Source organism: Photobacterium sp. 2_MG-2023, from assembly GCF_030547675.1.
GTDB classification, from domain to species: Bacteria; Pseudomonadota; Gammaproteobacteria; order Enterobacterales; family Vibrionaceae; genus Photobacterium; species Photobacterium arenosum.
On record NZ_JAUOQQ010000027.1, the window covers coordinates 22,160 to 46,334 of the forward strand.

Annotated in this window: 23 protein-coding genes and 1 pseudogene; 6 read left to right on the plus strand and 18 right to left on the minus strand. The window is 49.5% G+C overall.

Annotated elements, in window-relative coordinates; translation table 11 throughout:
* Positions 1-61 precede the first annotated feature (61 nt).
* The 6 genes from aroG to Q4491_RS18205 form a co-directional block, all read right to left on the minus strand.
* Entirely contained in the window at positions 62-1,117 is a 1,056-nt protein-coding gene (gene aroG, locus Q4491_RS18180; protein WP_192014168.1) for a 3-deoxy-7-phosphoheptulonate synthase AroG, read from the minus strand.
* Between the two features lie 273 nt (positions 1,118-1,390).
* Positions 1,391-2,887, minus strand: a complete 1,497-nt coding sequence (locus Q4491_RS18185) for a cobyric acid synthase (protein ID WP_192014170.1) — start codon at positions 2,885-2,887, stop codon at positions 1,391-1,393.
* A gap of 136 nt (positions 2,888-3,023) precedes the next feature.
* Positions 3,024-3,959: a bile acid:sodium symporter family protein gene (locus Q4491_RS18190; RefSeq protein ID WP_237795281.1), complete on the minus strand. Its 936-nt coding sequence runs from the start codon at positions 3,957-3,959 to the stop codon at positions 3,024-3,026.
* Positions 3,960-3,983: 24 nt separating this feature from the next.
* Positions 3,984-4,811 carry an alpha/beta fold hydrolase gene (locus tag Q4491_RS18195; RefSeq protein WP_192014174.1) on the minus strand — a complete coding sequence of 276 codons (828 nt, stop codon included), beginning with the start codon at positions 4,809-4,811 and terminating at the stop codon, positions 3,984-3,986.
* A gap of 188 nt (positions 4,812-4,999) precedes the next feature.
* A complete protein-coding gene (locus Q4491_RS18200; RefSeq protein WP_225445002.1) occupies positions 5,000-6,364 on the minus strand; it encodes an MATE family efflux transporter in 1,365 nt (454 codons plus the stop codon).
* Positions 6,365-6,492: 128 nt separating this feature from the next.
* A complete protein-coding gene (locus tag Q4491_RS18205) occupies positions 6,493-7,071 on the minus strand; it encodes a nucleoside triphosphate pyrophosphohydrolase family protein (protein ID WP_218386631.1) in 579 nt (192 codons plus the stop codon).
* Between the two features lie 578 nt (positions 7,072-7,649).
* Here Q4491_RS18205 and Q4491_RS18210 point away from each other — a divergent pair.
* Positions 7,650-8,369 (plus strand): glycerophosphodiester phosphodiesterase family protein, encoded by a 720-nt coding sequence (locus Q4491_RS18210; protein WP_303459663.1) that lies wholly within the window; start codon positions 7,650-7,652, stop codon positions 8,367-8,369.
* 180 nt (positions 8,370-8,549) lie between these two features.
* Entirely contained in the window at positions 8,550-9,842 is a 1,293-nt protein-coding gene (locus tag Q4491_RS18215) for a DEAD/DEAH box helicase (protein ID WP_192014181.1), read from the plus strand.
* A gap of 56 nt (positions 9,843-9,898) precedes the next feature.
* Here Q4491_RS18215 and Q4491_RS18220 read toward each other — a convergent pair whose 3' ends face one another.
* The 8 genes from Q4491_RS18220 to Q4491_RS18255 form a co-directional block, all read right to left on the minus strand.
* Complete coding sequence (locus tag Q4491_RS18220) at positions 9,899-10,855, minus strand: sensor domain-containing diguanylate cyclase (RefSeq protein WP_303459666.1); 957 nt, start codon at positions 10,853-10,855, stop codon at positions 9,899-9,901.
* Positions 10,856-11,155: 300 nt separating this feature from the next.
* Positions 11,156-11,665: a GNAT family N-acetyltransferase gene (locus Q4491_RS18225; protein WP_303459669.1), complete on the minus strand. Its 510-nt coding sequence runs from the start codon at positions 11,663-11,665 to the stop codon at positions 11,156-11,158.
* A gap of 63 nt (positions 11,666-11,728) precedes the next feature.
* Positions 11,729-11,890, minus strand: a complete 162-nt coding sequence (locus Q4491_RS18230) for a hypothetical protein (protein ID WP_303459672.1) — start codon at positions 11,888-11,890, stop codon at positions 11,729-11,731.
* Between the two features lie 64 nt (positions 11,891-11,954).
* Entirely contained in the window at positions 11,955-12,545 is a 591-nt protein-coding gene (locus tag Q4491_RS18235) for a GNAT family N-acetyltransferase (RefSeq protein WP_303459675.1), read from the minus strand.
* Between the two features lie 20 nt (positions 12,546-12,565).
* Complete coding sequence (locus Q4491_RS18240; RefSeq protein WP_303459677.1) at positions 12,566-13,291, minus strand: triacylglycerol lipase; 726 nt, start codon at positions 13,289-13,291, stop codon at positions 12,566-12,568.
* Positions 13,292-13,522: 231 nt separating this feature from the next.
* Complete coding sequence (locus tag Q4491_RS18245; protein WP_303459680.1) at positions 13,523-15,583, minus strand: PhoX family phosphatase; 2,061 nt, start codon at positions 15,581-15,583, stop codon at positions 13,523-13,525.
* Between the two features lie 168 nt (positions 15,584-15,751).
* Positions 15,752-16,150 carry a carboxymuconolactone decarboxylase family protein gene (locus Q4491_RS18250; RefSeq protein ID WP_192014187.1) on the minus strand — a complete coding sequence of 133 codons (399 nt, stop codon included), beginning with the start codon at positions 16,148-16,150 and terminating at the stop codon, positions 15,752-15,754.
* A 75-nt stretch (positions 16,151-16,225) separates the two neighbouring features.
* A complete protein-coding gene (locus Q4491_RS18255; RefSeq protein ID WP_027254236.1) occupies positions 16,226-16,579 on the minus strand; it encodes a DUF2750 domain-containing protein in 354 nt (117 codons plus the stop codon).
* Between the two features lie 269 nt (positions 16,580-16,848).
* Between Q4491_RS18255 and Q4491_RS18260 the strand changes: the two genes are divergently transcribed.
* Both Q4491_RS18260 and Q4491_RS18265 read left to right on the plus strand, forming a co-directional pair.
* Positions 16,849-17,445: a class I SAM-dependent methyltransferase gene (locus Q4491_RS18260; protein WP_192014544.1), complete on the plus strand. Its 597-nt coding sequence runs from the start codon at positions 16,849-16,851 to the stop codon at positions 17,443-17,445.
* A 15-nt stretch (positions 17,446-17,460) separates the two neighbouring features.
* The gene (locus Q4491_RS18265) at positions 17,461-18,249 is read left to right on the plus strand and encodes a ceramidase domain-containing protein (RefSeq protein ID WP_225445021.1); all 789 of its coding nucleotides are present in this window, start codon (positions 17,461-17,463) and stop codon (positions 18,247-18,249) included.
* A gap of 1 nt (position 18,250) precedes the next feature.
* Here the strand turns inward: Q4491_RS18265 and Q4491_RS18270 are convergent, their stop codons facing one another.
* From Q4491_RS18270 to nrdD, 3 genes and pseudogenes are all read right to left on the minus strand, one after another.
* Positions 18,251-18,514 carry a DUF2960 domain-containing protein gene (locus tag Q4491_RS18270; protein WP_120512255.1) on the minus strand — a complete coding sequence of 88 codons (264 nt, stop codon included), beginning with the start codon at positions 18,512-18,514 and terminating at the stop codon, positions 18,251-18,253.
* A gap of 201 nt (positions 18,515-18,715) precedes the next feature.
* A complete protein-coding gene (gene nrdG, locus Q4491_RS18275) occupies positions 18,716-19,231 on the minus strand; it encodes an anaerobic ribonucleoside-triphosphate reductase-activating protein (protein WP_303459689.1) in 516 nt (171 codons plus the stop codon).
* A gap of 14 nt (positions 19,232-19,245) precedes the next feature.
* Positions 19,246-21,069 (minus strand): annotated as a pseudogene (gene nrdD, locus Q4491_RS18280) (anaerobic ribonucleoside-triphosphate reductase); the annotation flags it as partial.
* Positions 21,070-21,279: 210 nt separating this feature from the next.
* Between nrdD and Q4491_RS18285 the strand changes: the two are divergent.
* Together Q4491_RS18285 and Q4491_RS18290 are read left to right on the plus strand one after the other, a co-directional pair.
* Entirely contained in the window at positions 21,280-22,308 is a 1,029-nt protein-coding gene (locus Q4491_RS18285; protein WP_303459691.1) for an endonuclease/exonuclease/phosphatase family protein, read from the plus strand.
* A gap of 203 nt (positions 22,309-22,511) precedes the next feature.
* On the plus strand, positions 22,512-22,640 hold the full coding sequence (locus tag Q4491_RS18290) for a hypothetical protein (protein ID WP_255558089.1): 129 nt from the start codon (positions 22,512-22,514) through the stop codon (positions 22,638-22,640).
* 77 nt (positions 22,641-22,717) lie between these two features.
* Here the strand turns inward: Q4491_RS18290 and Q4491_RS18295 are convergent, their stop codons facing one another.
* Positions 22,718-24,064, minus strand: coding sequence for a VpsR-related response regulator (locus Q4491_RS18295; RefSeq protein WP_192014193.1), 1,347 nt, complete (start codon positions 24,062-24,064; stop codon positions 22,718-22,720).
* Positions 24,065-24,175: the final 111 nt, after the last annotated feature.

Here is a 24,175-nt window from a genome sequence, read left to right on the forward strand (position 1 = left end):
CCCGGTCAGACTCTCGCTTTTTCAATCATCGCTGGCGCTGAGTGGCCGCACCGATATCAGATCATGACTTCTGACGACGCTGTTCGACTTTATCTGCCAGCTCACGCAACACGTTTTCAGTGTCTTCCCAACCAATACAGGCATCCGTGATGCTCTGGCCGTAAGTAGCAACCTTGCCATCGACAATATCCTGACGACCTTCAACCAGATGACTTTCAATCATCACCCCGAAGATAGCTTTGTTACCGCTGGCAATCTGCTGACCCACATCTTCAGCAACCAGAACCTGGCGCTTATACTGTTTCAGGCTGTTGGCGTGGCTGAAGTCGATCATCACTTTCTGACGATGACCCGCATTTTCGAGTTGATCAACCACAGCATTCACATGCTCCGCGCTATAATTCGGCTCTTTACCGCCACGCAGAATGATATGGCAGTCTTCATTACCCGCCGTTGATACAATCGCGGAATGACCGAACTTGGTTACGGAAAGGAAATGGTGTGGCGCACTGGCGGAACCGATAGCATCAGTGGCAATTTTGATATTGCCGTCTGTGCCGTTTTTAAATCCCACCGGACAAGACAAACCAGAGGCCAGTTCACGGTGAACCTGGGACTCAGTGGTACGCGCACCGATTGCGCCCCAACTGATGAGATCACCCATGTACTGTGGTGTGATCATGTCCAGGAATTCACCGGCTGTCGGCATGCCCATATCGGTCAAATCCAGCAGCAGTTTACGACCCATACGCAAGCCGTCATTTAACTGAAAGCTGTCATCCATATACGGGTCGTTAATCAAACCTTTCCAGCCAACTGTAGTACGTGGCTTTTCAAAGTAGACACGCATAACAATTTCCAGACGATCTTTCAGTTCGTCACGCAATGTTTTCAGGCGGGCTCCATACTCAATAGCCGCTTTCGTATCATGAATGGAGCAAGGGCCAACCACTACCAGCAAGCGATCATCTTCATCATTTAAAATGTTATGAATGGCTTTACGCGCTTCATAGACAGTTTCAGATGCGTTTTCAGTGGCCGGAAACTTTTCCAGCACGGCTACCGGCGGCAATAATTCTTTAATTTCTTTAATTCTTACGTCGTCTGTTTTGTGCATACTGCTTACTTCCAATTACATATCGTGGCCTGATATGGTCAGTATCAGGCCGATCATCTACTCCAACAGGCATTTAACTTATCGCCTTCATCCTGTATGTGCAAACGCTAATTGAAAATGAATGACAAACGCTATTCTTATACTTTCAGCCTGATTTTCATGCCATTCGCCAACACAGACCTGTAAGACGATATTTACAGGCATTTTTCCTGTATCACCTTAAAATACTCTGCCTATTAATTATTATGCAGCAGATTGAGTTGCCAGAAAAAATTATACCTTTTGAAACAAATGCTTCCATTCAGGCCAAAGCGCAGCCAGATCGAGATGCTTTTCGATTTCATCAGCCAGCCGTTCAATGTTTTCCGCTTTGATTTGTTCCATGTCTGGCGTCTGGCAGTCCGATAAACCGGCCCAGCTCAGAATAGCGCTGCAGGCTGAGGGTTTATCAAACACGCCGTGTAAATAAGTACCGAACACCTGATCATCAACACCGATTGCACCATCAGCAAGATTCCCGCTGTCTGTGTGCAAATGAACCGGTGCTGAGTCCAGCGTCACACCCGATGTCACCCCGGCGTGAATTTCGTAACCACTGACCTCAACCGACGGCATGCCTGGCAGACGTAATGTGCCCTGAGAGCGTTTAAGCTGCTTTTCGGGCTCCAAAACCGTCGTAATTGGCAAGTAACCTAAACCCGGACTTTGACCCGGTTCCCCTTCCAGGCCATGCGGATCGGATACCCATTCGCCCAGCATCTGGTAACCGCCGCAAATACCCATGACCTTGCCGCCAAGGCGAAGGTGCCGGGCAATCTGCTTATCCCAGCCCTGTTCACGCAGGTAAGCTAAATCGCTGCGCACGCTTTTGCTACCGGGCAGAATAATCAGATCGGCAGCAGGCAATGGCTCCCCTTTACCTGTCAGGTGAACATTGACCTGAGGATGCATCCGCAATGCATCGAAATCGGTGTGATTACTGATTCGGGTTAATACAGGCACCGCAACCTGCAAGGGTTTGTCTACTTTTTCCACCTGTTGAACAGAAATCGCATCTTCCGCTTCGAGCATCAGGCCATGCAGATACGGCAATACACCCAGTACAGGTTTGCCTGTTTTCTGCTCCAGCCAGTCAAGCCCGGATTGCAATAAGGTGATATCGCCGCGAAATCGGTTAATGACAAAGCCTTTTACTCTGGCCTGCTCCGACTCAGACAATAAGGCAAGCGTGCCGTACAGATGCGCAAAAACACCGCCGCGATCTATGTCGGCCACAATGATAACCGGCACATCGGCAGGTTCGGCAAAGCCCATATTGGCGACATCGTTTTCGCGCAGATTGACTTCAGCCGGACTACCGGCCCCTTCAATCACCACAGTGTCGTAGCGCTGCTGCAGGCGGGCGAAAGATGCCAGAATTGAAGGCAACACAAATTGCTTATAACCCTGAAAGCCAATGGCATCCATGTCCTCGACAGCCCTGCCCTGCACGATCACCTGGGCGGCAGTGTCCGTGTTCGGTTTGAGCAATACCGGGTTCATATCTACTGTTGGCTCAATACCGCAGGCGAAAGCCTGAACTGCCTGAGCGCGACCAATCTCACCGCCATCAGCGGTAACCGCACTGTTCAGTGCCATGTTTTGCGGTTTGAACGGCGCGACCTGAATGCCTTTTCTTGCCAGCACCCGGCACAATCCGGCAACCAGCACACTTTTTCCTGCATCAGATGTAGTCCCCTGAACCATCAGGGCACGAACTGTTGATTGCATGTCTTTTCTCTCGTTGAATATCAGTGACACTGTAACGAACCATTTTGGCGTTGTGTCAGATTAAGTCAGAAAGGCTGCTTAATGAAAAAAGCAGCCAGTGATGATAACTGACTGCTTTTTTCTCTTCCCTGTCGGTTCAGCTTGCTAACGGATCCACACTTTGAGCAGGGGCTTTTTTAGACCAGTACGCCGCCAGCATTGAACCTGAAATGTTATGCCAGATTGAAAACAGCGTACCGGGTATCGCCGCAACCGGGGAAAAGAATTTCATCGCCAGCGCCGTCGCCAAACCGGAATTTTGCAGGCCAACTTCAATGGCAATGGTACGGCAGACTGTCTCATTGAATCCCAACAGACGGCAGGAAAAATACCCGGCAGCCAGGCCAATACCATTATGGAGAATAACCGCCAGCGCGATCACCGGCCCGATTTGCGTCAGGCTTTCAGCATTGAGCGCCACGACAATCGCAATGATAATGACAATGGCAACCACAGACAGCAAAGGCAAAACAGGGGCAAGCCGACGCGTGAAGCCTGCAACAAAATGATTAATCAGCACCCCGCCCAGCACAGGTAGCAAGACCATTTTTACCAGACTGGAGAGCATCGCCATCATAGGGACTTCGACACTCAGCCCCGCCAGGGAGCCGGTCAGCAGCGGTGTCAGAAACACGCCGAGTAAGGTCGACATTGCCGTCATGGTAATGGATAACGCAACATCCCCTTTGGCGAGATAGCAAATCACATTAGATGCCGTACCACCGGCAACGCTGCCCACCAACACCATACCAACGGTTTGCTCAGGGTTAAACCCCAATGCCAGACTGAGCACTATGGCCACCAGAGGCATGACGGTAAACTGTAGCAGTACACCGACACTCACCGCTCGTTTGTTCTGTACTGCCGCCAGAAAATCCGTCATTTTCAGCGTCAGCCCCATTGTTAACATCACAAATGTCAGCAAAGGTACGATAGCGGCTTTCAACTCAACAAAAAAAGCCGGTTGCACATAGGCATAACCGGATAGCAGCACAGCCCACAGCGGAAAAAGTCTGATCACAATCCCTAGCATCTTATTCCCTCAATTATTCTAATGTCATTCCATGGTGTGCCGGAAAAATGGCAGCAAATGGCCTGTGACTTCTTCCGGTTGCTCCAGGGGTGTTAAATGGCCCGCCTCTGCAATCAGCTCAAGACGGCTTCCTGTCACACCATCCAGCATCAGGTGCGATTCCAGAACAGAACGAACTCTGTCTTGCACCCCCACTAGCAGCAGGCATGGGAGAGCAAAGTTTTCGGCATCTTCAAAACTGTCACGGCGACCAAACCACATACGCCCGGCCTGGGTCAGCGCACTGACCGCACCGCCCTGATATTGCGCTAAACGGGTACGAAACTGCGCAGCCAGTTCAGGCTGACGCCGTTCTGCATTCTGGCCGAACTGCAAAGGGGTAAAGAAATCGATAAATGCCTGGCTGAAACACTGAGCAGATTCAGCCTCACGTAACAGCGCCTGATATTTCAGGTTAACCACTTCAGGCTCTAATCCGGCAAAGCTGTCCAGCAGCGCCAGAGCTTTCACTTTAGCAGGGGCAAGCACACCCAGTTCAATCGCCCAGCTTCCACCCAGCGAATGACCAACAACACCCACTTGATCCAGGCCAAGGTGTTCCAGTAATTCATTGATCAAACTGGCATAATCAGCCAGCGTCGCGCTGGCGGACGGCGCGGCATCAGATTCGCCGTGCCCCCAGAAATCTGGCACGATACAACGAAAATGCTGACTGAGCGCTGCTGTCTGATGTTGCCACATAGTGCTGTCCCACAGGTAAGCATGGCCCAGAAGGATCACCGGACCCTGCCCAATGTCCTGATAACTGATGCTCTTAAATCGATGCCTTTGCTGCGGGGAAATACGGTTCATTGTTTCTCCAAGTCTTCTTTTGTACTTATACCAACCTACATAAGTCTTTGATCATTCTTGCTGGTTAAAACCGATAACCACTGCCTTGTGGATTTTCTCGTTAGAACCGCTCGCGAGCTGCACGCCATGCCTTGTTCTGAGCGATTTTTCCTGCGCATTGATTGAACACTGACTTATCCAGATTGGTATTAATTCTGCTCTGCCATAGTCGCAGGTGTGAATTTCGCGACCACTTTATGCATGCCTTGCTGGAAACACAGCCAGGCCATCAATCCGGCGGCAAGATTACCAAACATCGCCCCGATAAACAGGCCTTTTATTCCGCCAAAGTGCGCGCCCAGCCAGATCAACGGAAGAAAACAGGCAAATAACCTTAAACAGGAAATCACCAATGCCCGCATCGGCATCCCCAGCGCATTACTCACCGAAACCATCAGCATACACACCCCAAGCGGGCCAAGGCTGACGGGCACCCAGCGAAGATGAACAGAAAGAAGCTGGCTGACGGATGGATCGCTGCTTAACACGGACGGCAGCCATACAGACAACATCAGCAAAATCGCAGCGATCGCAAACTGCCAGACCATGATAAATTTCACCGCCAGCCGGATTAATGCCGTGATTGATGCCATGTCCTTTTGTCCCAGACAGCGGCCCACCATAGGCGGCATAGACATAGTGAGCGCCAGCACTACCACAATAGAGAAAAATTCCAGTCTGGATCCTAACGCCCAGGCGGCGACGGCAGCAGCACCGAAGCCGGCAACCAGTTTTGTTGCCAGCATGGAAGCCAGCGGCGGCATCAGCTGGCTGAGCATGGCGGGCGCCATAATGTTCAGGAGCTCTTTTATCGATGCCATGACATGCAGGCCCTGCCAGTTCAACGACATCCAATGCCGTTTGATAACAACAGGAAACATCACCAGCATGCCGATGGCAAATGCCACTATGGTTGCCATTGCAGCACCGACAAGCCCAAGATCCAGCGTGAAAATAAAGAGCGGATCCAACACCATGTTCAGCACGCTGGTTACCACCATCATGATACCGGGTAGCACTGTATTGCCATTGGCCCGGCACAAACTGTAGGCAAAATAGACCATGGCACCCAGCCAGGCACTGCACAGCCAGTACGGCCAATAAGCATCAATGAGTGGCCGGACGTTATCCGGCGCGCTCAGCAATGAAAGGATTGGTCCTCTCAATAACCAGATGGCAATCCCGACAACAACGACTATCAGAGCACCGGTCAGAACAACCAGTCCACCTAACTGCTTGGCACGCCGCTCGTCACCACTGCCGAGCACCCGTGAGATCACCGCCGTCGTGGCAATACCCAGTCCAACCTGAAGACCGATAATGATCATCTGTATCGGTAGCGTGAAGCCCTGGGCAGCAAGTGGCAACACACCCAATTGTCCGATAAAGGCACTGTCGACCAGTTGAAAGCTCATCAACGAAAGTACACCGAACATCATCGGCCAGGTCATAGAAAACAGCTGTCGCGACAGCGAACCTGCATGGGTGGAATCAGTGGCATTAGATCGGGGCATAATCAGCAATTCGTCAGAAAAAAGAAAAGTGTAAAGGGCTGGTACGTCAGTACGAAGACAGTGAGTGAAAGTAGTCGGAAAAATCCCCGCCTATGTGGCAGGGATCAAGCGATGATGAAACTCAGAAATTAGTTAGTTACTAATGTCACCAGATCGGCGGGACGATAATACACAGATTTCAGGACTTTCCCTTTGCGTATGACTTTGTCTTCCAACTCAACATCTTTGGCACATTTAGCAATGATGTAATCGCCTTTCTGGTTACCTGTAATCTCTACGCCCTGCTTGGCATAAAACGCCTGTGTTTCCGAAAATTCCTGCTCGTTACGGCACACCTTGCTCATATTGCTGGCATGCACTTCGTCCCAGCAGGGAACGAAATCGATATTGAGTCGTTTGGCAATTTGCAGTAACAGGTCAATCATATAACTGATACCCAAGTTGTCCTGAACCTTGCTGTCACCCAGGTGCACCAGCCGTCCCATCAGCACATACACAGTGTCGACAATGGCATCGGCCTGCTCAACCAGAGAATCAGCTTCCGCCAGTTCTGTCAGTTCTTCTACTGCCAGCGAGGTATGTAACTGGTCCATTTGCTCATTCAGCGTCGATGGATTCTCAATGTCCAGATCAAACGTAGTACGAAACTCTCTAATGTCACGATACAAGTGGTCAAACAATGCCTGATCCAGCACAGTCAGTTTCATACTAAATTCCTCATCAATCTATCGTCATCGTGCGAAGCGGAAAGTCGCTGCATCCCTCAGTTCTTAAGGTGGCGGCGTCGGCTACACGGTTAAAAGTCGGCGAATGGTAACACACTCATACCGAGCTTTCATTTTTCTTCTCCGAACACAAAAGCAAGATTTCACCTTCATTTGACTGACATTTAGGCAATATTCAACTTATGCATTACACCCTGCCGCATATGCAATAGTGATTTGTGACGTAAATCACTGAATTGATTAATTTGTCGAATACAATACGCCCACTATTTCATAGAAAAAAAGCACGATTATGTGTCCACATTGCAAAAGCAAGAGTGTTCCACTGCGTATTCGCCGAACGATGTTAGATAAAATCATTAACAAAAATAGTCATAAGTTCCAGTGCAGCCGTTGCAGCAAACACTATTTCATCAAACTCGGCAGCTATGTGGGGGCAGCGACAACGGATCGCTGAACAATATCTGGACGTTTACCGTCATTGAACTGTTATAATCCTGAGGCATATTCACAGATACAGTCGTTACCTGTCTCATTTTTCTTGATGGTACTGATCACACATGATTTCCGGACATCGCGGAGCCGCTGCGCTGGCTCCTGAAAACACCCTGGCAGGCTTGCAGGAAGCCGCTAAACATCAGGTTCAGTGGGTTGAAATGGATACCCAACTCTGTGCGGATTTTATCCCGGTAATATTTCACGACAAAAAAGTGAACCGCTGCACCAACGGCCGGGGTTATGTACGTGAACTGAATCTGGCTGAATTGAAAGCACTTGACGCCGGTAGCTGGTTTAGCACCAACTTTACCAATGAACGCATTCTGACGCTGGAAGAAGCGCTCACTGCCTGCCGTGCATACCAACTTAAGCTCAATCTGGAAATCAAGATTCATGATGAAGCAGACACCGAGCTACTGATCAGTAAGGTTGCAGACACCATTGCGGCCAATGGTTTCCCTGAGGAATCGCTGATATTGTCGAGCTTTTCCGTTAACGCTGTCGCCTGTTGCCAGCAGGTGATGCCTCATATCCGCCGAGGGTTGATCTGCGACAGCGTGCCGGAAGATCTGATGGGATTGTCAGAGAAACTTGAACTGTTCAGTGTCCATATGGACTATCGGTTACTGAACGAAACACTGGCGAGCACGATCAAACAGGCCGGGTTGGATCTTCATATCTGGACCATGAATAAACCGGAACTGGTTGCACAATTTTACCAGTGGGGCGTCGATATCATTATTACTGACAACCCGCCACTTCTGCTCTCTCCTCTTTCCTGAAATAAGCCGGGCTTATTTCAGGCCGGATATCCGCCTTTATTGCGTAATTTTTCAGCTAAAGCTCAAATCATCTGCCACAGGCTATGATTATTGCTCTATAATCCGTGGTTTTGGTCAGTCATACCAAACGGAATCCTCAGCTTAGCGTTTCGTTCGGTATACCGTCTGTAGGAATGTAACATGTCATTTGCTTCACAAAATTTTGCTCCGGAAATTGTTCGCGCTTTGGATGAATGTGGTTATGAAAAAATGACACCCATTCAGCAAAAAGCGATACCTGCTGCTCGTCGTGGTGAGGACATTGTGGCAAATGCCCAGACTGGTACGGGCAAAACAGCCGCTTTTTCGCTGCCAATCATTCAGAAAATTGCCGACACCCCCAAGCCGAGAAAAAGTTATACGACGCGCGCGCTGATCCTGGCGCCGACACGTGAACTGGCAGAGCAGATTGCACGTAATATTTCAGATTACAGCCAGTATCTGGAATTACGTGTTGCTGCTGTTTTCGGCGGAAAGAAAATGTCGAGTCAGGAAAAGCAGCTTGAAAGTGGCGTCGACATTCTGGTTGCAACACCAGGCCGCTTAATTGAGCACCTGGATTTAGGTAATCTGTCGTTAACGAACCTGGAATTTCTGGTGTTTGACGAAGCTGACCGTATGTTAGATATGGGCTTCATTAGCGATATCCGCACTATTATGAGTGGCATTCAGGGCCATCCGCAAACCATGCTGTTCTCTGCCACATTCTCCAGCCTGATGAACAAACTGGCTGGCGACATCACAAATAAGCCAAAGCGTATTTCTGTCACACCTGAAAACTCCACGGCAGAAACCGTGGCGCATGTGGTTTACCCTGTTGATGAAGATCGCAAACGCGAGCTGCTTTCTGAGCTGATTGGTAAAAAGAACTGGCAGCAGGTACTGGTGTTTGTGAATTACAAAGAAACCGCCAATGACCTGGTGACAGAGCTGAAACTCGACGGTATCAAAGCCGTTCTTTGTCATGGTGATAAAGCACAAAGTGCGCGTCGCCGTGCGCTGGAAGAGTTTACGACAGGGAAAGCCCGGGTGATGGTTGCGACGGAAGTTGCTGCACGCGGACTGGATATTCAAGGCTTACCGCATGTTGTGAACTATGACATGCCATTTCTTGCCGAAGATTATGTACACCGCATTGGCCGTACCGGTCGTGCCGGTCAGCAAGGCCATGCCATTTCCTTTGTCAGCCGCGAAGAAGAACTGACCTTGCTGCAAGTTGAAAAACTCATCAAGCAACGCATTCGCCGGGTCATTCTTGAAGGTTATGAGCCTGCTAAACGTGACGCACTGATTGAGAAACTGAACACCAAAGCCTCATACCGTGATCGCAAAGGCCGTACCAATAATCCGGATCAATCTGCTGCAGAGCGCCGGATGCGATTACAAAAAGCGATCCGTAGCCGCAGTGCTGCACCAAAAACATTGAAAAAATAATTATTATAGGACACAACACCCTCCAGCCTCAGCAGCTGGAGGGTGTTTTAAAGCCATCAGGATTGCATTTTACTGAGATACATTCTTGAGTCCGCTTTCGCCAGAATCTCGTCCAGGTTCATCACTTTACCTGCCGGCAAGCTGTAGACGCCGGCACTGAAAGATAACTGATACGGGCGGTTTTGCCGGGTATTGAACACATCGACCGTCTTTTGAAAACGCTCTATAGTCTGTCGCGTTTCCTCTTCCGTCATCCCTGAATACAGTACGACAAACTCATCCCCGCCAACTCTGGCAAATAAATCGGAATAGCGAAAACTCTGGCTGATCAGCAAGGCAAAATCTTTCAGCGCATTATCACCGGCCTGGTGGCCAAATTGATCATTAATGTCTTTGAATTTATTGAGATCGAAAAATGCCAGTGAAAACGGCGTGCCATGAAGATGGCTGTTTTCCAGGCTCTTGGTCGCCAGTTTGATGAAACCGCGGCGGTTGGATATCTGAGTCAATTCATCAATGGTTGCATCATGCAGGGCAGACAACTCCTGCTCGGCCATCTTGGCCAGATCAACCAGATCCCTGATTTCATCTTTGCTCATCGAGTGGGGCTGATGGTCGAAGATACACAAGGTGCCCAGCTTGTATTTATTGTCGTAAACCAAAGAGACACCCGCATAAAAGCGGATATGGGGAGGGCCGGAAACCAAAGGGTTATCATGAAACCGTTTATCCTGAGATGCATCAGAAACAATAAAAGGGCCATCAGCCAGGATTGCGTGTCCGCAAAATGACACTTCCCGGCTGGTTTCTATCAGTTCAGCACCGCAGCAGGATTTAAACCACTGTCTGTCATCACCAACCAGCGTCACTGTTGCAACCGGCACATTGAAAAGCCGCCTGGCAAGACGCGTTATCCGGTCGAACCTTTCTTCCCGATCCGTATCCAGCAAAGACAAGGAACGCAAGCATTGCAAACGCTCAACTTCGTTTCTGGGGTTCTCTGGTGCTAGCATAGTGACCGATCCTACGATTCAACAACTTCTCATTCAGCTAAGGCAAAATATATCATCTTGTCTTAGCTGAATGCCATTGGCTACTCGTTGCAACACAGGTAATCAGGGGGGTAAACATTTTTTGGCGGTTCATCAACAATGCCTGTCTCTGCGGCCAGAACAAGCCTTCGAGGCAAATTCCCTGAACCGTTTTCAGGCAAGAAAACGCTCGCTGTCAAAGAGTTAAAGGCTGCTCAGCAACAGACCGACAACGTTATACCCACTCCCGGTGCTGCCTGTAGCATTAAAGCCCACAAGGTTTTAACACGTTAATTGTTTATAAAAAAATATCGTTGCATCGAACTGACCTGACGCACTCAGGGCAAAATCAGGGATTCTTCCCGCTTCTGTATAGCCCAGCTTACGATAGAGGGATGAAGCAACATCCCCTTCCCGGGTATCCAGCACAATCAGGCTGCGCTGCAATTGCTGACAGCATAATTCAGCTGTGGTCATCAATGCTTTTCCTACCCCTTTGCCGCGGGCAGCCGTGTTAACCATCAGTTTTTCCACTTCAGCCCTGTGGCACCCGTTACGTTTTGACGTCAAAGCAAGCTGCACTGTGCCAATGACTGCATCCCCTTCACAGGCCACAAACAATTTACGCCCGTCACCTATGTCATTCGCCACCCCAAGCCAGTAAGCCTCGGCTTCCTCATCGCTGAACGGTGGCAAAAAACCTATTGAAGCACCGTCATCCACGCAGTTTTGCAACAGCGGAATTAACTGCGCCTTAAAAGGTGAAACGTCCTGAATCTCAATCACATCCATATTAGTTACCCTACAATCAAAATACTCTTTTACCTGCTAAATACTGTCTCTAGACAAGCGTGATCAAGGAGTCTGAATCACGCAGATCGGGAAATCACCCGGGTTTCTGCCGCCGCCCATATCCAAACACACATCTTCATAGCGAAAACGTTCAAATTGCATACCTGCCCAGAAAACAGCCAGCAGTATGGCCAGAGCAGCAACGACTTGTATCACTTTTTTCATAACAACCTCTCTCAGGCAAACTGAACCTCAGCCTGAACATACAGACCTCACCGGCACAATCCGCTCAGGTGAGGCTATTTCCACATCCGGGTGCAGCGAAAGACAGCCCCGTTTTTTTCCAGCGGTGAAGATCCATTTCCATAGTGACAGCGTCCCACCAGCGCCCTTTAAAGTAACGGTGGGAATGCAGCCGTTCGGTTTCGATCATACCAAGACGACGACAAAGTGCTATTGCCGCTTTATTGGCCGCCAACGTTTCTGCATACACTCGGTGAAGACCTAACTCTTCAAAACCAAAGTTGACTAACCCTATCATTGCTTCTTCAGCAATGCCCTGCCCATGACAGGCTCGCAGCAAACCGCAGCCAACCGACGCATCACCGCTGTTATCTATGCGTAATCCCGCAGTACCGATCAAAGGAGACACTGGCTCCTTGCCTTGTGCCAGACGGATCGCTAACTGATATTTTTCCCGGGGGCGTTCTCTGGCCTGCTCAACAAACAGAGTGACCAGATCACGCATAGCCTTCTCATTGCAATCTTGTTCACTGTAAAAACGCTGATACTTTTCATCTTGTGCCATCGCCAGATACGCATCTGTATCTGACGGCAGGAAATCCGTTAAGGCTAGCCGTGGTGTAGGTAGTACAAACATGCGGGCGATCCTTGAATCTTTTAATGATTATCTATAAAGCGGCCCTGACGTAAAAATGCCATGGTCTGAGCAATCACTTCATGATTGTTCATGATAAAGGTATGGCTGACCGGCAGGACCAGATGCGATTTCATCCCCTCGACCTGGGTACTGACGACCGACACTTTACCGTCATGAGGCAAAGGCAACAGCCAGGAGGTCAGCAGGCTGATACTGTAATTGCCGGCAATCACGCCCAGCTCAAACTGAACTGGTCCGAGCGTATTAGGCACACTGACCTTATCCGTGCCCAACTGTTGTCCCGCCGGGCCGTAAATCCACTGATACAGTGTTAAATCACGCATGGCATCCACAATTTCACTGCCTTTGTTAGGCGGAGCGAGCATCACGACCCTGCCAAGGCCTGCTATGCGATTTGCCGACAGATACTGCCGGACTAAGATGCCGCCCATTGAGTGTGTAACAAAATGAACCGGTTCAATGTGCTGGCACTGAGACAGAGCTGCTGGAATGACGGACGCCGCAAGGGACTCAATACTTGCCGTTGTCGACGGGTAATCCATATTCACAGTCTGATACCCTGCCAGCTCCAGTGCCTTTGTCATGGTATCCATCGCGTTTGCTGTTCTGGCAAGACCATGCAACAGGATCACACATCCCGGCGGCTGTGATGGCGCAGCCTTAACAGCGACAGATACCACAGTCATAACAAGCAGCAGAACAACCTTCACACCTGCATTTCTCATTCGCTATCAATCCTGACGGTGACCCCGGCCAATCTGGAAGACACTTCAAAACATCCTTTAAAAATCAGAGATCTATTATGCATCAGGGTGAATTTTAATGGAATCTTCGTCAGGGAAAGTCGCGAAAAAATGTATCAAAGGGAAGAGATTGAAAGAAAGAAATCAAAAGAAATCACAACGAAAAACCCGCAGTCAGACTGCGGGTTGATAAAGGGTTAGGACACCGTGACATCAAATGCCAATCTCTCCGCCATCATTACGACGAATCACTACAGTGGCGGCACGAGGGCGAACCGTCTGGCCCGACGGGGTTTCTATCGTCGCGTTATCAGAATACGGCCAATTGTCCGGATGCTGAATATTAATAAAGACAGACTTATAGTCAGGACTGATAGCAAAGCCCGTCACTTCACAACCGTTAGGGCCGACAAAAAAACGTTTCAGCTGGCTTTGGTTTGCGCCGGTGACCGCTTGCTGCTGACCCTGACTGTCCACCATAGCTGAGGGTACAATCGCCAGCATCTGATCATTGGTGTAACTGGTGACATCCGCCGCGCCGTTATCCGTCTGCACCCACAGGATACCGCGCTCATCAAATGCCAGGCCATCCGGGCTGGCAAACATATTGAGATCAGTCAGGCCAGACAGATTAGTGTCGGCGTCTGCACTGGCGGGTGAGCCAAACAGGAAAATGTCCCAGCTGAACGAGGTCACATCGCTGCCTTCGTCCCAGCGGATAATATGACCAAAGTAGTTGTTCAGGCGCGGGTTTGCGACGTTGGCTTCTGTGCGGCTCGAATTGTTGGTCAACGTCATATACACAGTACCGGTGAAGGGATCTATCGAAGCCCATTCCGGTCTATCCATTGGCGTTGCACCCACAAGATCAGCCGCCCCGGCGGTATTGAGCAAAATAGCGGCCAATGAATCGAACGTATCGCCGAGCACACCACCGCCTGTAGTCGGGCTGTTCATCGTCAGTGGTAACCAGCTACCTGCACCGTCTTCTGAAAACTTCGCCACATACAGGGTGCCGTGATCCATATACTTATCGCCCGCAGCGCGGCGGTTTGACGGATTAGCATCTGCCGGGTCCCATACCGCGTCAGAGACAAATTTGTAGATGTATTCGAATTTAGAGTCATGCCCCGAGTAAAAAACAATCGGCTTTCCTTCCTCCAGCTTGCCGAAGGCGCAGCCTTCATGACGGAAACGGCCCAAAGCGGTACGTTTTACCGCACGGGCATTCTGGCTGTACGGATCGATTTCAACGATATAACCAAAACCATTGGCTTCGTTGCGGTAATCGGCGGCGGCACTTGCTGCGGTTGGTGTAACATTAAAACGCGTGAATTCATCAAGGCGCTCATCGGCATCACCGGCCAGATCATCCCAGCCATAACGTGTAGCCGAGCCTGATACACCGATGCGATTCTGCTCTTCGGTCTTGGTACCTTTATTGACAAAATAACCCGGCCAGTTCTCTTCACACGTCAGATAGGTGCCCCAGGGGGTATAGCCGTTACCGCAGTTGTTCAGTGTGCCACGGGTCTGGCTGCCATCGGGTGAAAAGCGGGTTTCGAGGTAAGAGGTGTACGCCAGCGGGCCTGCCATATCCATCACAGTAGCCGCCGTAAAACGTCGGTTAAGCGGATCGTTATCGACAATCGCCCACTGATTCCCATTCAATTTTACGCGAACCACACTGACGCCGTGAGCGTTGATCTCTTTGCGGATTTCTTCAGCACTGGTGCGCAGATTGGTGCCAGAATCTTTACTCGGGCCGTGAGGGTGCAGCGCATTCGAATCGATGTACTCATGATTGATACACAGTAAACCGTCATCGGCGGCGTCGTTAAGCGGGAAAAAGTGCATGCCGTCATGATGCATCCCCATCGCATTTGCCTGGTCCTCTGCCGAGTTATTGCCTGTGTTATCCCAGGCGCTGGCTTTATTATTCAGAGGTGTGCCCCAGGGCACCAACACCTGGGCGGAATAACCGGCCGGTACTGCTACGGCGTCCAGTAAAGAGCCGGGAATGGAATCAAAATTCAGCACAGCTGTGCTTCGGTTTGGCACTTCAGGATTTGTCCCCGAGCCGCCGTTAGATTTACCAGAGTTACTGTCGCTGCCACAGCCGGCCAGACCAAAAGTGCTCAAGGCAGTCAGCGCACCCAGACCAAGCGTGCTTTTCAGTGCGGTACGGCGGGAAAGGTGCTTATCAAGCACCTGTTGAAACGTTTCATTGCCACTTTTGTTATAACATGTTGGATCAAATGTTGCCTTGCTCATCAGACTTCCCCAGTTAAGTGCATTATCAGTTTTTATGTATGAACGGGCACACATACTGAGCGCATAGTGTTACAACTGGGCGTAATCTTAATGACGCTTCGATTTCATTATCTTTAAAAACATGATCTTACAATGAGCGAATTCAAACTGGTTTCAGGCTGCTTCTGCTTAGTCGCTCAGCTCAGTGTGAATGATGCCTGACTCCTGAAACACGCTTTTTGCCACTGTCATGCCGTTAATCGCGGCCGGAAAACCGGCATAGACGGCCATCTGCAATATCACTTCGACAATCTGCTGAGGCTGGCAGCCAATATGGAGTGCCCCTTTGATATGACTGGCCAGTTGCGGCTGGCAGTTGCCCATCGCCGTTAACGCCGAAATGGTCGCCAGCTCGCGGGTCTGGAAATCCAGCCCGTCTCTGGAAAGCACGTCACCAAACGGAAAGCTGATAATAAAATCGGCCAGCTCTGGACAAATTGCCTGAAAGGTTTCCTTCAAATGCTGCTCTGCATCCGGGTCGAGTTCGTTGAGCCTCGCCAGCCCGGCCTGATAACGTTTTGAATCCATAAATCGCCTGCTTTTATAAAAAATAGCGCCAAAAAAACCGCCTGCCGGCGGTTTTCACTGTATATTCGAAGGGGATTACAGGTACTGTTTAGCCACTTCCTGCGGCTCCATTTCAGCACCTTCCAGTTCCTGGTTCCAGTTCAGACCAACCAGTACTCCTTCTTCAGAAAGTGTGATCATCCAGTCCTGCACAAACACGTCTAACGGCAGCTGAGATGGCTGAAATTCAGCCCATTCTTCCACACAATGAAATTTTGCATCCGCTTCAGTGGACCAGAACGGCATGACTTCCGACTCTTCAAACTCGCTTGAGTCAACTGACAACCAATCCCCTTCTTCATTACACAGGCCGTACACCACATGCGTCTCTTTAGACTCAGTGAAGAACAATTCAGCATTCGCCTGTACGTCTGCAGTTAATTTCGTCATGATGATTTCTCTCTTGAGTGGGGGCTCGCTGGTTCGCGGGCTTGTTGGCGCAAATAGTAGCAAAGTTTGTGCGCAATGTAAGATCAAATTCTTGATGCGGCACAACGGCTTTACCTCTGTCCGTCTGCCAGGGCCATTGATTACTGGTCTGAGAATTCGCAAGCAAAGGATGAACAGAGATTGTCGCTGTGTCTAACTATTGAACGCTGGCTTCAGCACGCACCGCTTATACTTGAAATGACCACGAAGTGAGCATTATCGAGGTATACATGGCCACAATAGACTGGCAAACCTATCTTTTTCCATCCTCTCTGCAAGCGCCCCGTACGCACTTGGTTGAAGCGCATCAATTACTGGGTGAGCGACTCAGAGGGAAAGTGGCGGTTGACTGCGGGTGCGGCCATGGCAGAGATACCTTCTATCTGTTAGAACAGCGTTATCGCGTGTATGCCTTTGACAGTAATCTGGAGAGCCTGAGGCAGTTATCCACGCACCCTCTTGCTGCCTCCAACCCGCTACTGGATCTGCAGCACTGCTCTTTCAGCGAATACCGCTTCCCTAAAGCCCATCTGGTGAATGCCAGTGCATCTTTGTTCTTCTGTCCGCGCGCCGATTTTTATGGTGTATGGCAGAAAATTGTACAGTGCGTCAATCCGGGGGGCATCTTCTGTGGTCACTTTCTGGGCATGAATGGTGATGATTCCGACTTTTCAGACAAGATAATGACGCACAGCAAGCCTGAGCTGGAGCGGCTGTTCAGCCAGTTCTACGTCGTGTCCTGGCAGCAACGCCATGAAGTCTCTTCGCAGCTGACGGGCGAAAAGCGCCAATGGCACATTCATACTTTCATTGCGATGAAAAAGTAGCAGCCATTGACTGTCATGCCTGGTTCGGATCAACGAAAAGCGGGGCTGTTGATTGGGTCAGCACTGTTGCTCATTGTTGTGACCCTGTACTGGGCACCGATTACCCAGCCAGCCAGTTTCTACGATTATGCCGATAACCACCAGCGATTGGGTATCAACAACTTCACCAACGTCATGTCCAACCTGCCGTTTGCCGTGGTCGGGTTGCTGGGTATCAGGCTACTTAGCCAGATCCCGTCGCGACAGGCTGATCAGGTTATCGAACCTGAAATATCCAGCGCGTATTTTCTGTTTTTTCAGGCCCTGTTAGCCACCAGCCTTGGCTCAGCGTTTTACCATCTCTCGCCCGATCCGTTCGGGTTAATGTTAGATCGCATTCCGATCAGCCTGGCTTTTGTTAACTTGTATTGCATTGTTTTAAGCGAGTACATTTCGCCGAGGTTAGGACAGCGATTGCTGTTCCCATTGAATGTCTACGGGCTGCTTGCCGTTGTGTACTGGTATTTGATGACGACCACTCAGGGAGATGCAGCGGATTTAAGTGCGTATATTCTGATTCAGTTGCTGCCCATTGTGCATTTGCCACTGATTCTGATGCTGTATAAAGAAAGGCGCCCCGGTAGCAGATATTATCTGGCGGCACTGGTGACATATGGATTCGCCAAGATTGCGGAGCTGCAAGACACAGGTATATTTATGCTGACTGAAGGGTGGATCAGCGGCCACAGCATCAAGCATTTGTTGGCCGCTCTGGCAGGTTGGTGGATTTACCGCTTACTGCAATTGCGTACAGCAAAAAGATAAATTATTTTTCACCAATTCCGCGATGTTGTTTCGGTGCCAGCGTTATTTTGCCGAACCCCAGCTTACGGAAATGGCTGTCACGAAAATCTCTTACTGCCTTCTCGCCGCTGGACACAGCTTCTACCTGCTGTTCCATTTTCAGATACCCTGTTAAATCAATTCCTTCTGCGGCGGCAACCGCCTCATGAATGGAGCGAAACTGGCTGTAGGAAAAACTGATGTGCTTTTCCTGATCCTTATAGGTGTAAATAATTGTTCGTGACATAGCAGGACTCGAGTCGTTCTTGGTTTGTATCGGGTGGCGAAGTGTATCGAAATTTCCCCGCTAAGCCCAGCACTGGTCGGTGTTTTAACCATGGGTTTATCCACCTCTGTATCATTCATGCACTATGTTTTCCCACAGTTATACACAGAAACAGTGGATAACTTTAGCAGTTATCAGTAAAACCCATGAAAATTGAATGGGTTAATATCCTAACTGTTGATAATTATTCATTTCTACCCATACACCTGACGGCCCGGCTTTGCGCAATACCCGCTGGTTGCTGCTGCCCCGCCAGATAAGTGACGCATGATGTAGTGCCTGAATAAACGGGCCATCAATCATTACGTCAATATAAGATGTCACCCGCCTTTGCTCTGCGGTCAGGTTTTCCATCAGATACCCGGTCCACAGCCAGATATCTTTATCCGGGCATTCCTGTCTGACCCGTTTCACTAATTGACTGATGCTGCCCAGATTAGCCGGATGAAGCGGATCGCCACCAGACAGCGACAAGCCCCGGCGTAAAATACGCGTGTCCTGCAAATCAGCGATGATGGCATCTTCCATTTTCTGATCGAAATACCTGCCGCTGCTAACCGGCCAGGTCGCTTGGTTATAGCAACCCCGGCACTGGTGCTCACAACCTGAGACAAACAAGGTACAGCGTGTGCCCGAGCCGTTGACCACATCGCAGTTATAGTATTGATGAAAGTTCACTCTCACTCCCGGCGTTACATATGTTTGACACGACGACGGACTTCTTCCTGCTTTCCGGTATTGAAAGGCCGGGCATCCGGGCTGCCAAGATAACCGCAGACCCGTCGAATAACAGACACTCTGGCAGGCTCTCCATTGCCGCATGCAGGGCAGGTAAACCCCTTGCTGGTGCAGCAAAACTCCCCCGAAAAGCCACACTCGTAGCATTCATCGATAGGGGTATTTGTCCCGTAATAAGGTACCCGGGCATAGCTGTAATCCCACACATTCTCAAGCGCTTCCAGGTTATGCTGCAGATTCGGATACTCGCCGTAGCAGATGAATCCCCCGCTGGACACTGCGGGGTAAGCCATTTCAAAGTCAATTTTGTCGTAAGGATTCACTTTCTTTTCGACATCCAGATGAAAACTGTTGGTGTAGTAACCTTTATCTGTCACTTCTTTCACTTCACCAAACTGTTTTCTGTCCAGCGCGCAAAAACGGCTGCACAGGTTTTCACTGGGTGTGGCATACAAACTGAATCCGTAACCGGTTTCCTGCTTCCAGCTGTCCACGGCTTGTCGCAGAAAACGAACGATGGCCAGCGCTTTTTCCTGCCTGTTCTGGCTATCAAAAATATGCACATCACTGCCATACAGTGCATTGACTGTTTCATGTAAGCCAATATAGCCCAGCGAAATTGATGCCCGGCCGTGGCGGAATAAATCGCTGACATCATCTTCAGGGCCAAGCCGTACGCCGCAGGCGCCTTCCATGTACAAAATGGGCGCCACTTTGGCTTTCACACCGTTTAACGATGATATTCGGTACGCCAGTGCTTCTTTGGCGAGCTGTAACCGCACTGACAGTAACCGGTAGAAGACCTCTTCCTGGCCACAGGCTTCCAGCGCAATACGCGGTAAATTCAGGCTGACGACGCCCAGATTACACCGCCCTTCATGCACGATCTTGCCATCGGCTTCAAAACGATCCAGAAAACTGCGGCACCCCATGGGCGTTTTGAACGAGCCCGTCACCGATTCTACCTGTTCGACATTCAGAATATCGGGGTACATGCGTTTTGACGCACACGCCAGCGCAAGCTGCTTGATATCATAATTGCCGTCCTCCGGTTTATGGTTGATGCCGTCTTTAATGGCAAACACCAGTTTGGGGAACACGGCGGTTTTTCTGTTTTTTCCCAGGCCGGCAATACGGTTTTTCAGCATGGATTCCTGGATAAGACGTGATTCCCAGGACGTGCCAAGACCAAAACCAAAAGTGACAAAAGGCGTCTGCCCATTAGCGGTATGCAAGGTATTCACTTCATATTCCAGCGACTGAAAGGCATCAAAGCATTCTTTTTCCGTCCTCTGCCGGGCGTATGCTCTGGCATCGGGGATCTCCCATTCCCGGGCAATGTCCAGGTGCTTTTGATAACTTCTGGTGACATAGGGTGCCAATACTTCATCAATACGGTTCACCGTTGTGCCGCCATAAATATGGCTGGCGACCTGGGCGATGATCTGAGCAGTCACCGCTGTTGCCGTTAAGATAGAGCGAGGCGTTGCGATATCGGCATTCCCCATCTTGAAACCCTGGGTCAGCATGGTTTCAAGATCGATCAGCATGCAGTTAAACATGGGGAAGAAAGGGGCATAATCCAGATCATGAAAGTGCAGATCGCCACTGTCGTGCGCATCGGCAATATCCTGAGGCAACAAAAATTGACGAGCATAGTGCTTTGCCACTATCCCCGCCAATAAATCCCGCTGAGTAGGAATGACTCTGCTGTCTTTATTCGCGTTTTCATTCAGCAGTTCAGCATGGGTTTGTCCCATCAGTCCGCGAATATCTTGCAACATCGCTTCCAGCCTGTTGTCGCTGTCCTTGTTCACTGTCACCACACACCCCACAAACACAAAATAAGCACACTGTTTTTAGCGCAAGACACAATATGTTGTGCATTAAGCGACAGATGCCGCAGCTTTGCTTTGATCTGAATCAGGAATGCTTAAATGTCGGTTACACTTTGATATGTGTTTCATTTCAGTGCAGGAGAGCGTCTGATGGCGGCAAGGTTAACAAGGGTAAACAGAATTCGTCCAGACGTTGGAATGACGTTCATCCTGATCCTCTGTGTCAGTTTTTTCAGTATGTTCAGCTATGCATCAGACAGCCTGTCCTCTTTTGGCCGCGAACAGCCACAACGGCAATCACTGACTGTTATGAGCTGGAATCTGGAATGGTTTGGCACGCCCCGGGTACCCCGCACCGATGCCGATTATGCCTATTTTACTGATGTGATCCGCCGGGTCTCACCGGACATTATTGCGTTTCAGGAAGCAGACAGTAAGGAAGCCGTTGAGCGAATCCTGCCCAAAGATCAGTACTCGCTGTACCTTTCCGACCGGCACGGCAAAGCCAGCGAAAGCTTCAGAGACGGCAATCAGTACACTGGCTTTGCTATCCGGCAATCCCTGCCCGTCAGTGACCCGCAAGATATCGCCAGTCTGAATATCCGCACCGCGCCCAAATCAGGCGAACGAGCCAGAAAAGGCCGCCTTCGCTACGGAACGTATGTGATTGTTCATCCTCAGTCAGGCACGCCCATACATCTGCTGAGTGTACATTTAAAATCGGGCTGCTACACCAGCAAGATCAACAGACAGTCTGCGTCCTGCCGTGTCCTGAGCTATCAGGCTGGCGTACTGAAAAACTGGATTGATCAACGTCTGGCAGCTAAAGAATCGTTTTTGATCAGTGGCGACTTTAATCACCGGATGGCAGACAGCGGTGACTGGTTGTATCGTTCCCTGAGCGCCCCTTCTTCAGATCGTCATTCTGTCCATCTGCTGACAAAAGACGTGAACGCCTCGTGCTATGTTCGTCTGAACCGCTCCAAACGCAAGGCAGAATACCGGCGATACACCGCTTTGATCGATCACTTTGTGGCGTCTGCCGACATTGCTGATGCCCTCAGGCAGGGAAAGGTCTATCAGTATCCGTTTTCCCAAAAAGATGTCAGCCGCTTAACGCTGTCGGATCACTGCCCGCTGGTACTGGACATCCCTTTGCTACCGGGCTCCGGCCTTTAAACAAAGCGGATACTAAGGTCTCGGGCTGATTTGTGGGCGATTGATTTATAGGCGACGAATTTGTGAACAAGAGTCAATGATAGCCAAGCGACTCTGCACATCGCCGCATTGTCATGTTAATGTCATCTCAAACACATAGTGTTTCTGACAGACAAAAACAGAAACCATGATTAGTAGTAAACGATAAGCAGTAAGGAACACAAATGGACAGTATCAACCTGGCAACACTCGTTGTGCCAACCATGGATGAGCTTATGGTTGACCAGCCAGAGTGTGTCTACACCAATACAGATTCAGATGAGCACAACGAAATCATTTTGTTGTCTCACTAAGAACTCATCTCGTTCAAACCGTATATAAACAAACACCCCGCACTTTGGTGCGGGGTGTTTCACTTCCTGCTTACGGATTATTCACGCATAAACGACGAGTTATAGTGACGTACATCAGGCACAATATTGTGCTTGTTCAGTAACCGGTACATGGTTGCACGTGACACACCTAAATCTTTGGCTGCCGAAGCAACCTGACCCCGGTGTGTTTCCAGTACCGCCACCAACACGTCTTTCTCTGCTTCATCCTTAATATTACGCAAACTTTGCTTGAAATTAGCCTTGCTGGGCAAATCAAAATGCTCAGCCCTTACTTCGTTCCCCTCCGCCAGCAACGCTGCCCGTTTGACCTGATTAATCAGCTCACGGACATTTCCCGGCCAACTGTAGCGCAGCAAGAGTTGCTTGGAGTCTTCCGAGAAACTCGATGCCATGGTGCTGTATTCCTTGGCAAACTTCTGCAAAAAGGTTTCTGCTAACAAGAAAATGTCAGAACCACGCTCTCGCAAGGTCGGTACTTTTATGTGGAAGACATTCAGACGATAAAACAATTCTTTGCTGAATTCCCCTTTAGCTACCAAGGCGTCCAGATCTGCGCTGGTTGCCGCAATAATGCGAACATCGCAGGCTGAATCGCCGTCCAGAGAATCATTGCCAGGAGCCTGAATGAAGGACAAGAGTAATTCCTGAAATTCTTTGGTTAACTCTTCCACATTATCCAGCATGATGGTGCCGTTAAAGCCTGTGCCTTCCTCATCAGGCTTTGACACATGCCTGAGGAAGTTCAGCTTTTCATCATCTTTGCTGAGTGCCCCGCAATTAATCGTCACAAAGGGGGCATGTTTACGTTTGGACAGGTTATGAACAGATTTGGCTATCAGCTCTTTGCCCGTGCCATTCTCCCCGGTAAGAAACACGTTAACTTCTGTTAACGCCACACGACGAACCATGTCACGTAATTGTTTGATCGTTTTTGACTCACCAAACAAGCCCATCTCGTGCTGGGTGGTAATCTCATGCCAGGAACTGGATTCAATATCCAGCATGCCTAGCTGGTGACCAACAGTATCCAGCAGATGGCTGCCTGGTACGGGTACAGTGAAATAGTCGACACAAAAATTATTGATAAACTGACATATTGCATCTGTTTTCAATTGCTCTTTTTTAATCAGAGCAATCCATCTCACTTGTTTGGTTTTATTTGCCCTCAAAGATATGCTGTTTAAGCTAAAATCATTATTGCTTAAATCAACGATACAAATACATGGGCTGAACTCTTCCAGGATTGAATCAACCGTTCTTAAATCATAACAGCACTGGGTTTTCCAACCTGACTGTTCGAGAAGCGCTATCCAAGGCTCGTAGTTACATCCTATTGCCACTAGTCTGCCATTTAGTGCTTTATTTTGACATTGACCTACCATCAGAAGTCACCTTCATTTCAATGCACATTTATTATTAATGTTCATTGAAAATATAGGCAAGAAACCACTGATACGCGTGGTATCAATAGTAAGAATTGTCTTAATAAGCGT

Coding starts and splice junctions, on each gene's coding strand:
- Q4491_RS18195 (WP_192014174.1), bottom strand. CDS start 4,811: ATGAACCGTATTTCCCCGCAGCAAAGGCATCGATTTAAGAGCATCAGT.
- Q4491_RS18215 (WP_192014181.1), top strand. CDS start 8,550: ATGTCATTTGCTTCACAAAATTTTGCTCCGGAAATTGTTCGCGCTTTG.
- Q4491_RS18295 (WP_192014193.1), bottom strand. CDS start 24,064: ATGGTAGGTCAATGTCAAAATAAAGCACTAAATGGCAGACTAGTGGCA.
- Q4491_RS18235 (WP_303459675.1), bottom strand. CDS start 12,545: ATGTTTGTACTACCTACACCACGGCTAGCCTTAACGGATTTCCTGCCG.
- Q4491_RS18230 (WP_303459672.1), bottom strand. CDS start 11,890: ATGAAAAAAGTGATACAAGTCGTTGCTGCTCTGGCCATACTGCTGGCT.
- Q4491_RS18210 (WP_303459663.1), top strand. CDS start 7,650: ATGATTTCCGGACATCGCGGAGCCGCTGCGCTGGCTCCTGAAAACACC.
- Q4491_RS18260 (WP_192014544.1), top strand. CDS start 16,849: ATGGCCACAATAGACTGGCAAACCTATCTTTTTCCATCCTCTCTGCAA.
- Q4491_RS18200 (WP_225445002.1), bottom strand. CDS start 6,364: ATGCCCCGATCTAATGCCACTGATTCCACCCATGCAGGTTCGCTGTCG.
- Q4491_RS18265 (WP_225445021.1), top strand. CDS start 17,461: ATGCCTGGTTCGGATCAACGAAAAGCGGGGCTGTTGATTGGGTCAGCA.
- aroG (WP_192014168.1), bottom strand. CDS start 1,117: ATGCACAAAACAGACGACGTAAGAATTAAAGAAATTAAAGAATTATTG.
- Q4491_RS18205 (WP_218386631.1), bottom strand. CDS start 7,071: ATGAAACTGACTGTGCTGGATCAGGCATTGTTTGACCACTTGTATCGT.
- Q4491_RS18285 (WP_303459691.1), top strand. CDS start 21,280: ATGGCGGCAAGGTTAACAAGGGTAAACAGAATTCGTCCAGACGTTGGA.
- Q4491_RS18255 (WP_027254236.1), bottom strand. CDS start 16,579: ATGACGAAATTAACTGCAGACGTACAGGCGAATGCTGAATTGTTCTTC.
- Q4491_RS18220 (WP_303459666.1), bottom strand. CDS start 10,855: ATGCTAGCACCAGAGAACCCCAGAAACGAAGTTGAGCGTTTGCAATGC.
- Q4491_RS18240 (WP_303459677.1), bottom strand. CDS start 13,291: ATGAGAAATGCAGGTGTGAAGGTTGTTCTGCTGCTTGTTATGACTGTG.
- Q4491_RS18250 (WP_192014187.1), bottom strand. CDS start 16,150: ATGGATTCAAAACGTTATCAGGCCGGGCTGGCGAGGCTCAACGAACTC.
- Q4491_RS18190 (WP_237795281.1), bottom strand. CDS start 3,959: ATGCTAGGGATTGTGATCAGACTTTTTCCGCTGTGGGCTGTGCTGCTA.
- Q4491_RS18270 (WP_120512255.1), bottom strand. CDS start 18,514: ATGTCACGAACAATTATTTACACCTATAAGGATCAGGAAAAGCACATC.
- Q4491_RS18245 (WP_303459680.1), bottom strand. CDS start 15,583: ATGAGCAAGGCAACATTTGATCCAACATGTTATAACAAAAGTGGCAAT.
- Q4491_RS18290 (WP_255558089.1), top strand. CDS start 22,512: ATGGACAGTATCAACCTGGCAACACTCGTTGTGCCAACCATGGATGAG.
- Q4491_RS18225 (WP_303459669.1), bottom strand. CDS start 11,665: ATGGATGTGATTGAGATTCAGGACGTTTCACCTTTTAAGGCGCAGTTA.
- Q4491_RS18185 (WP_192014170.1), bottom strand. CDS start 2,887: ATGCAATCAACAGTTCGTGCCCTGATGGTTCAGGGGACTACATCTGAT.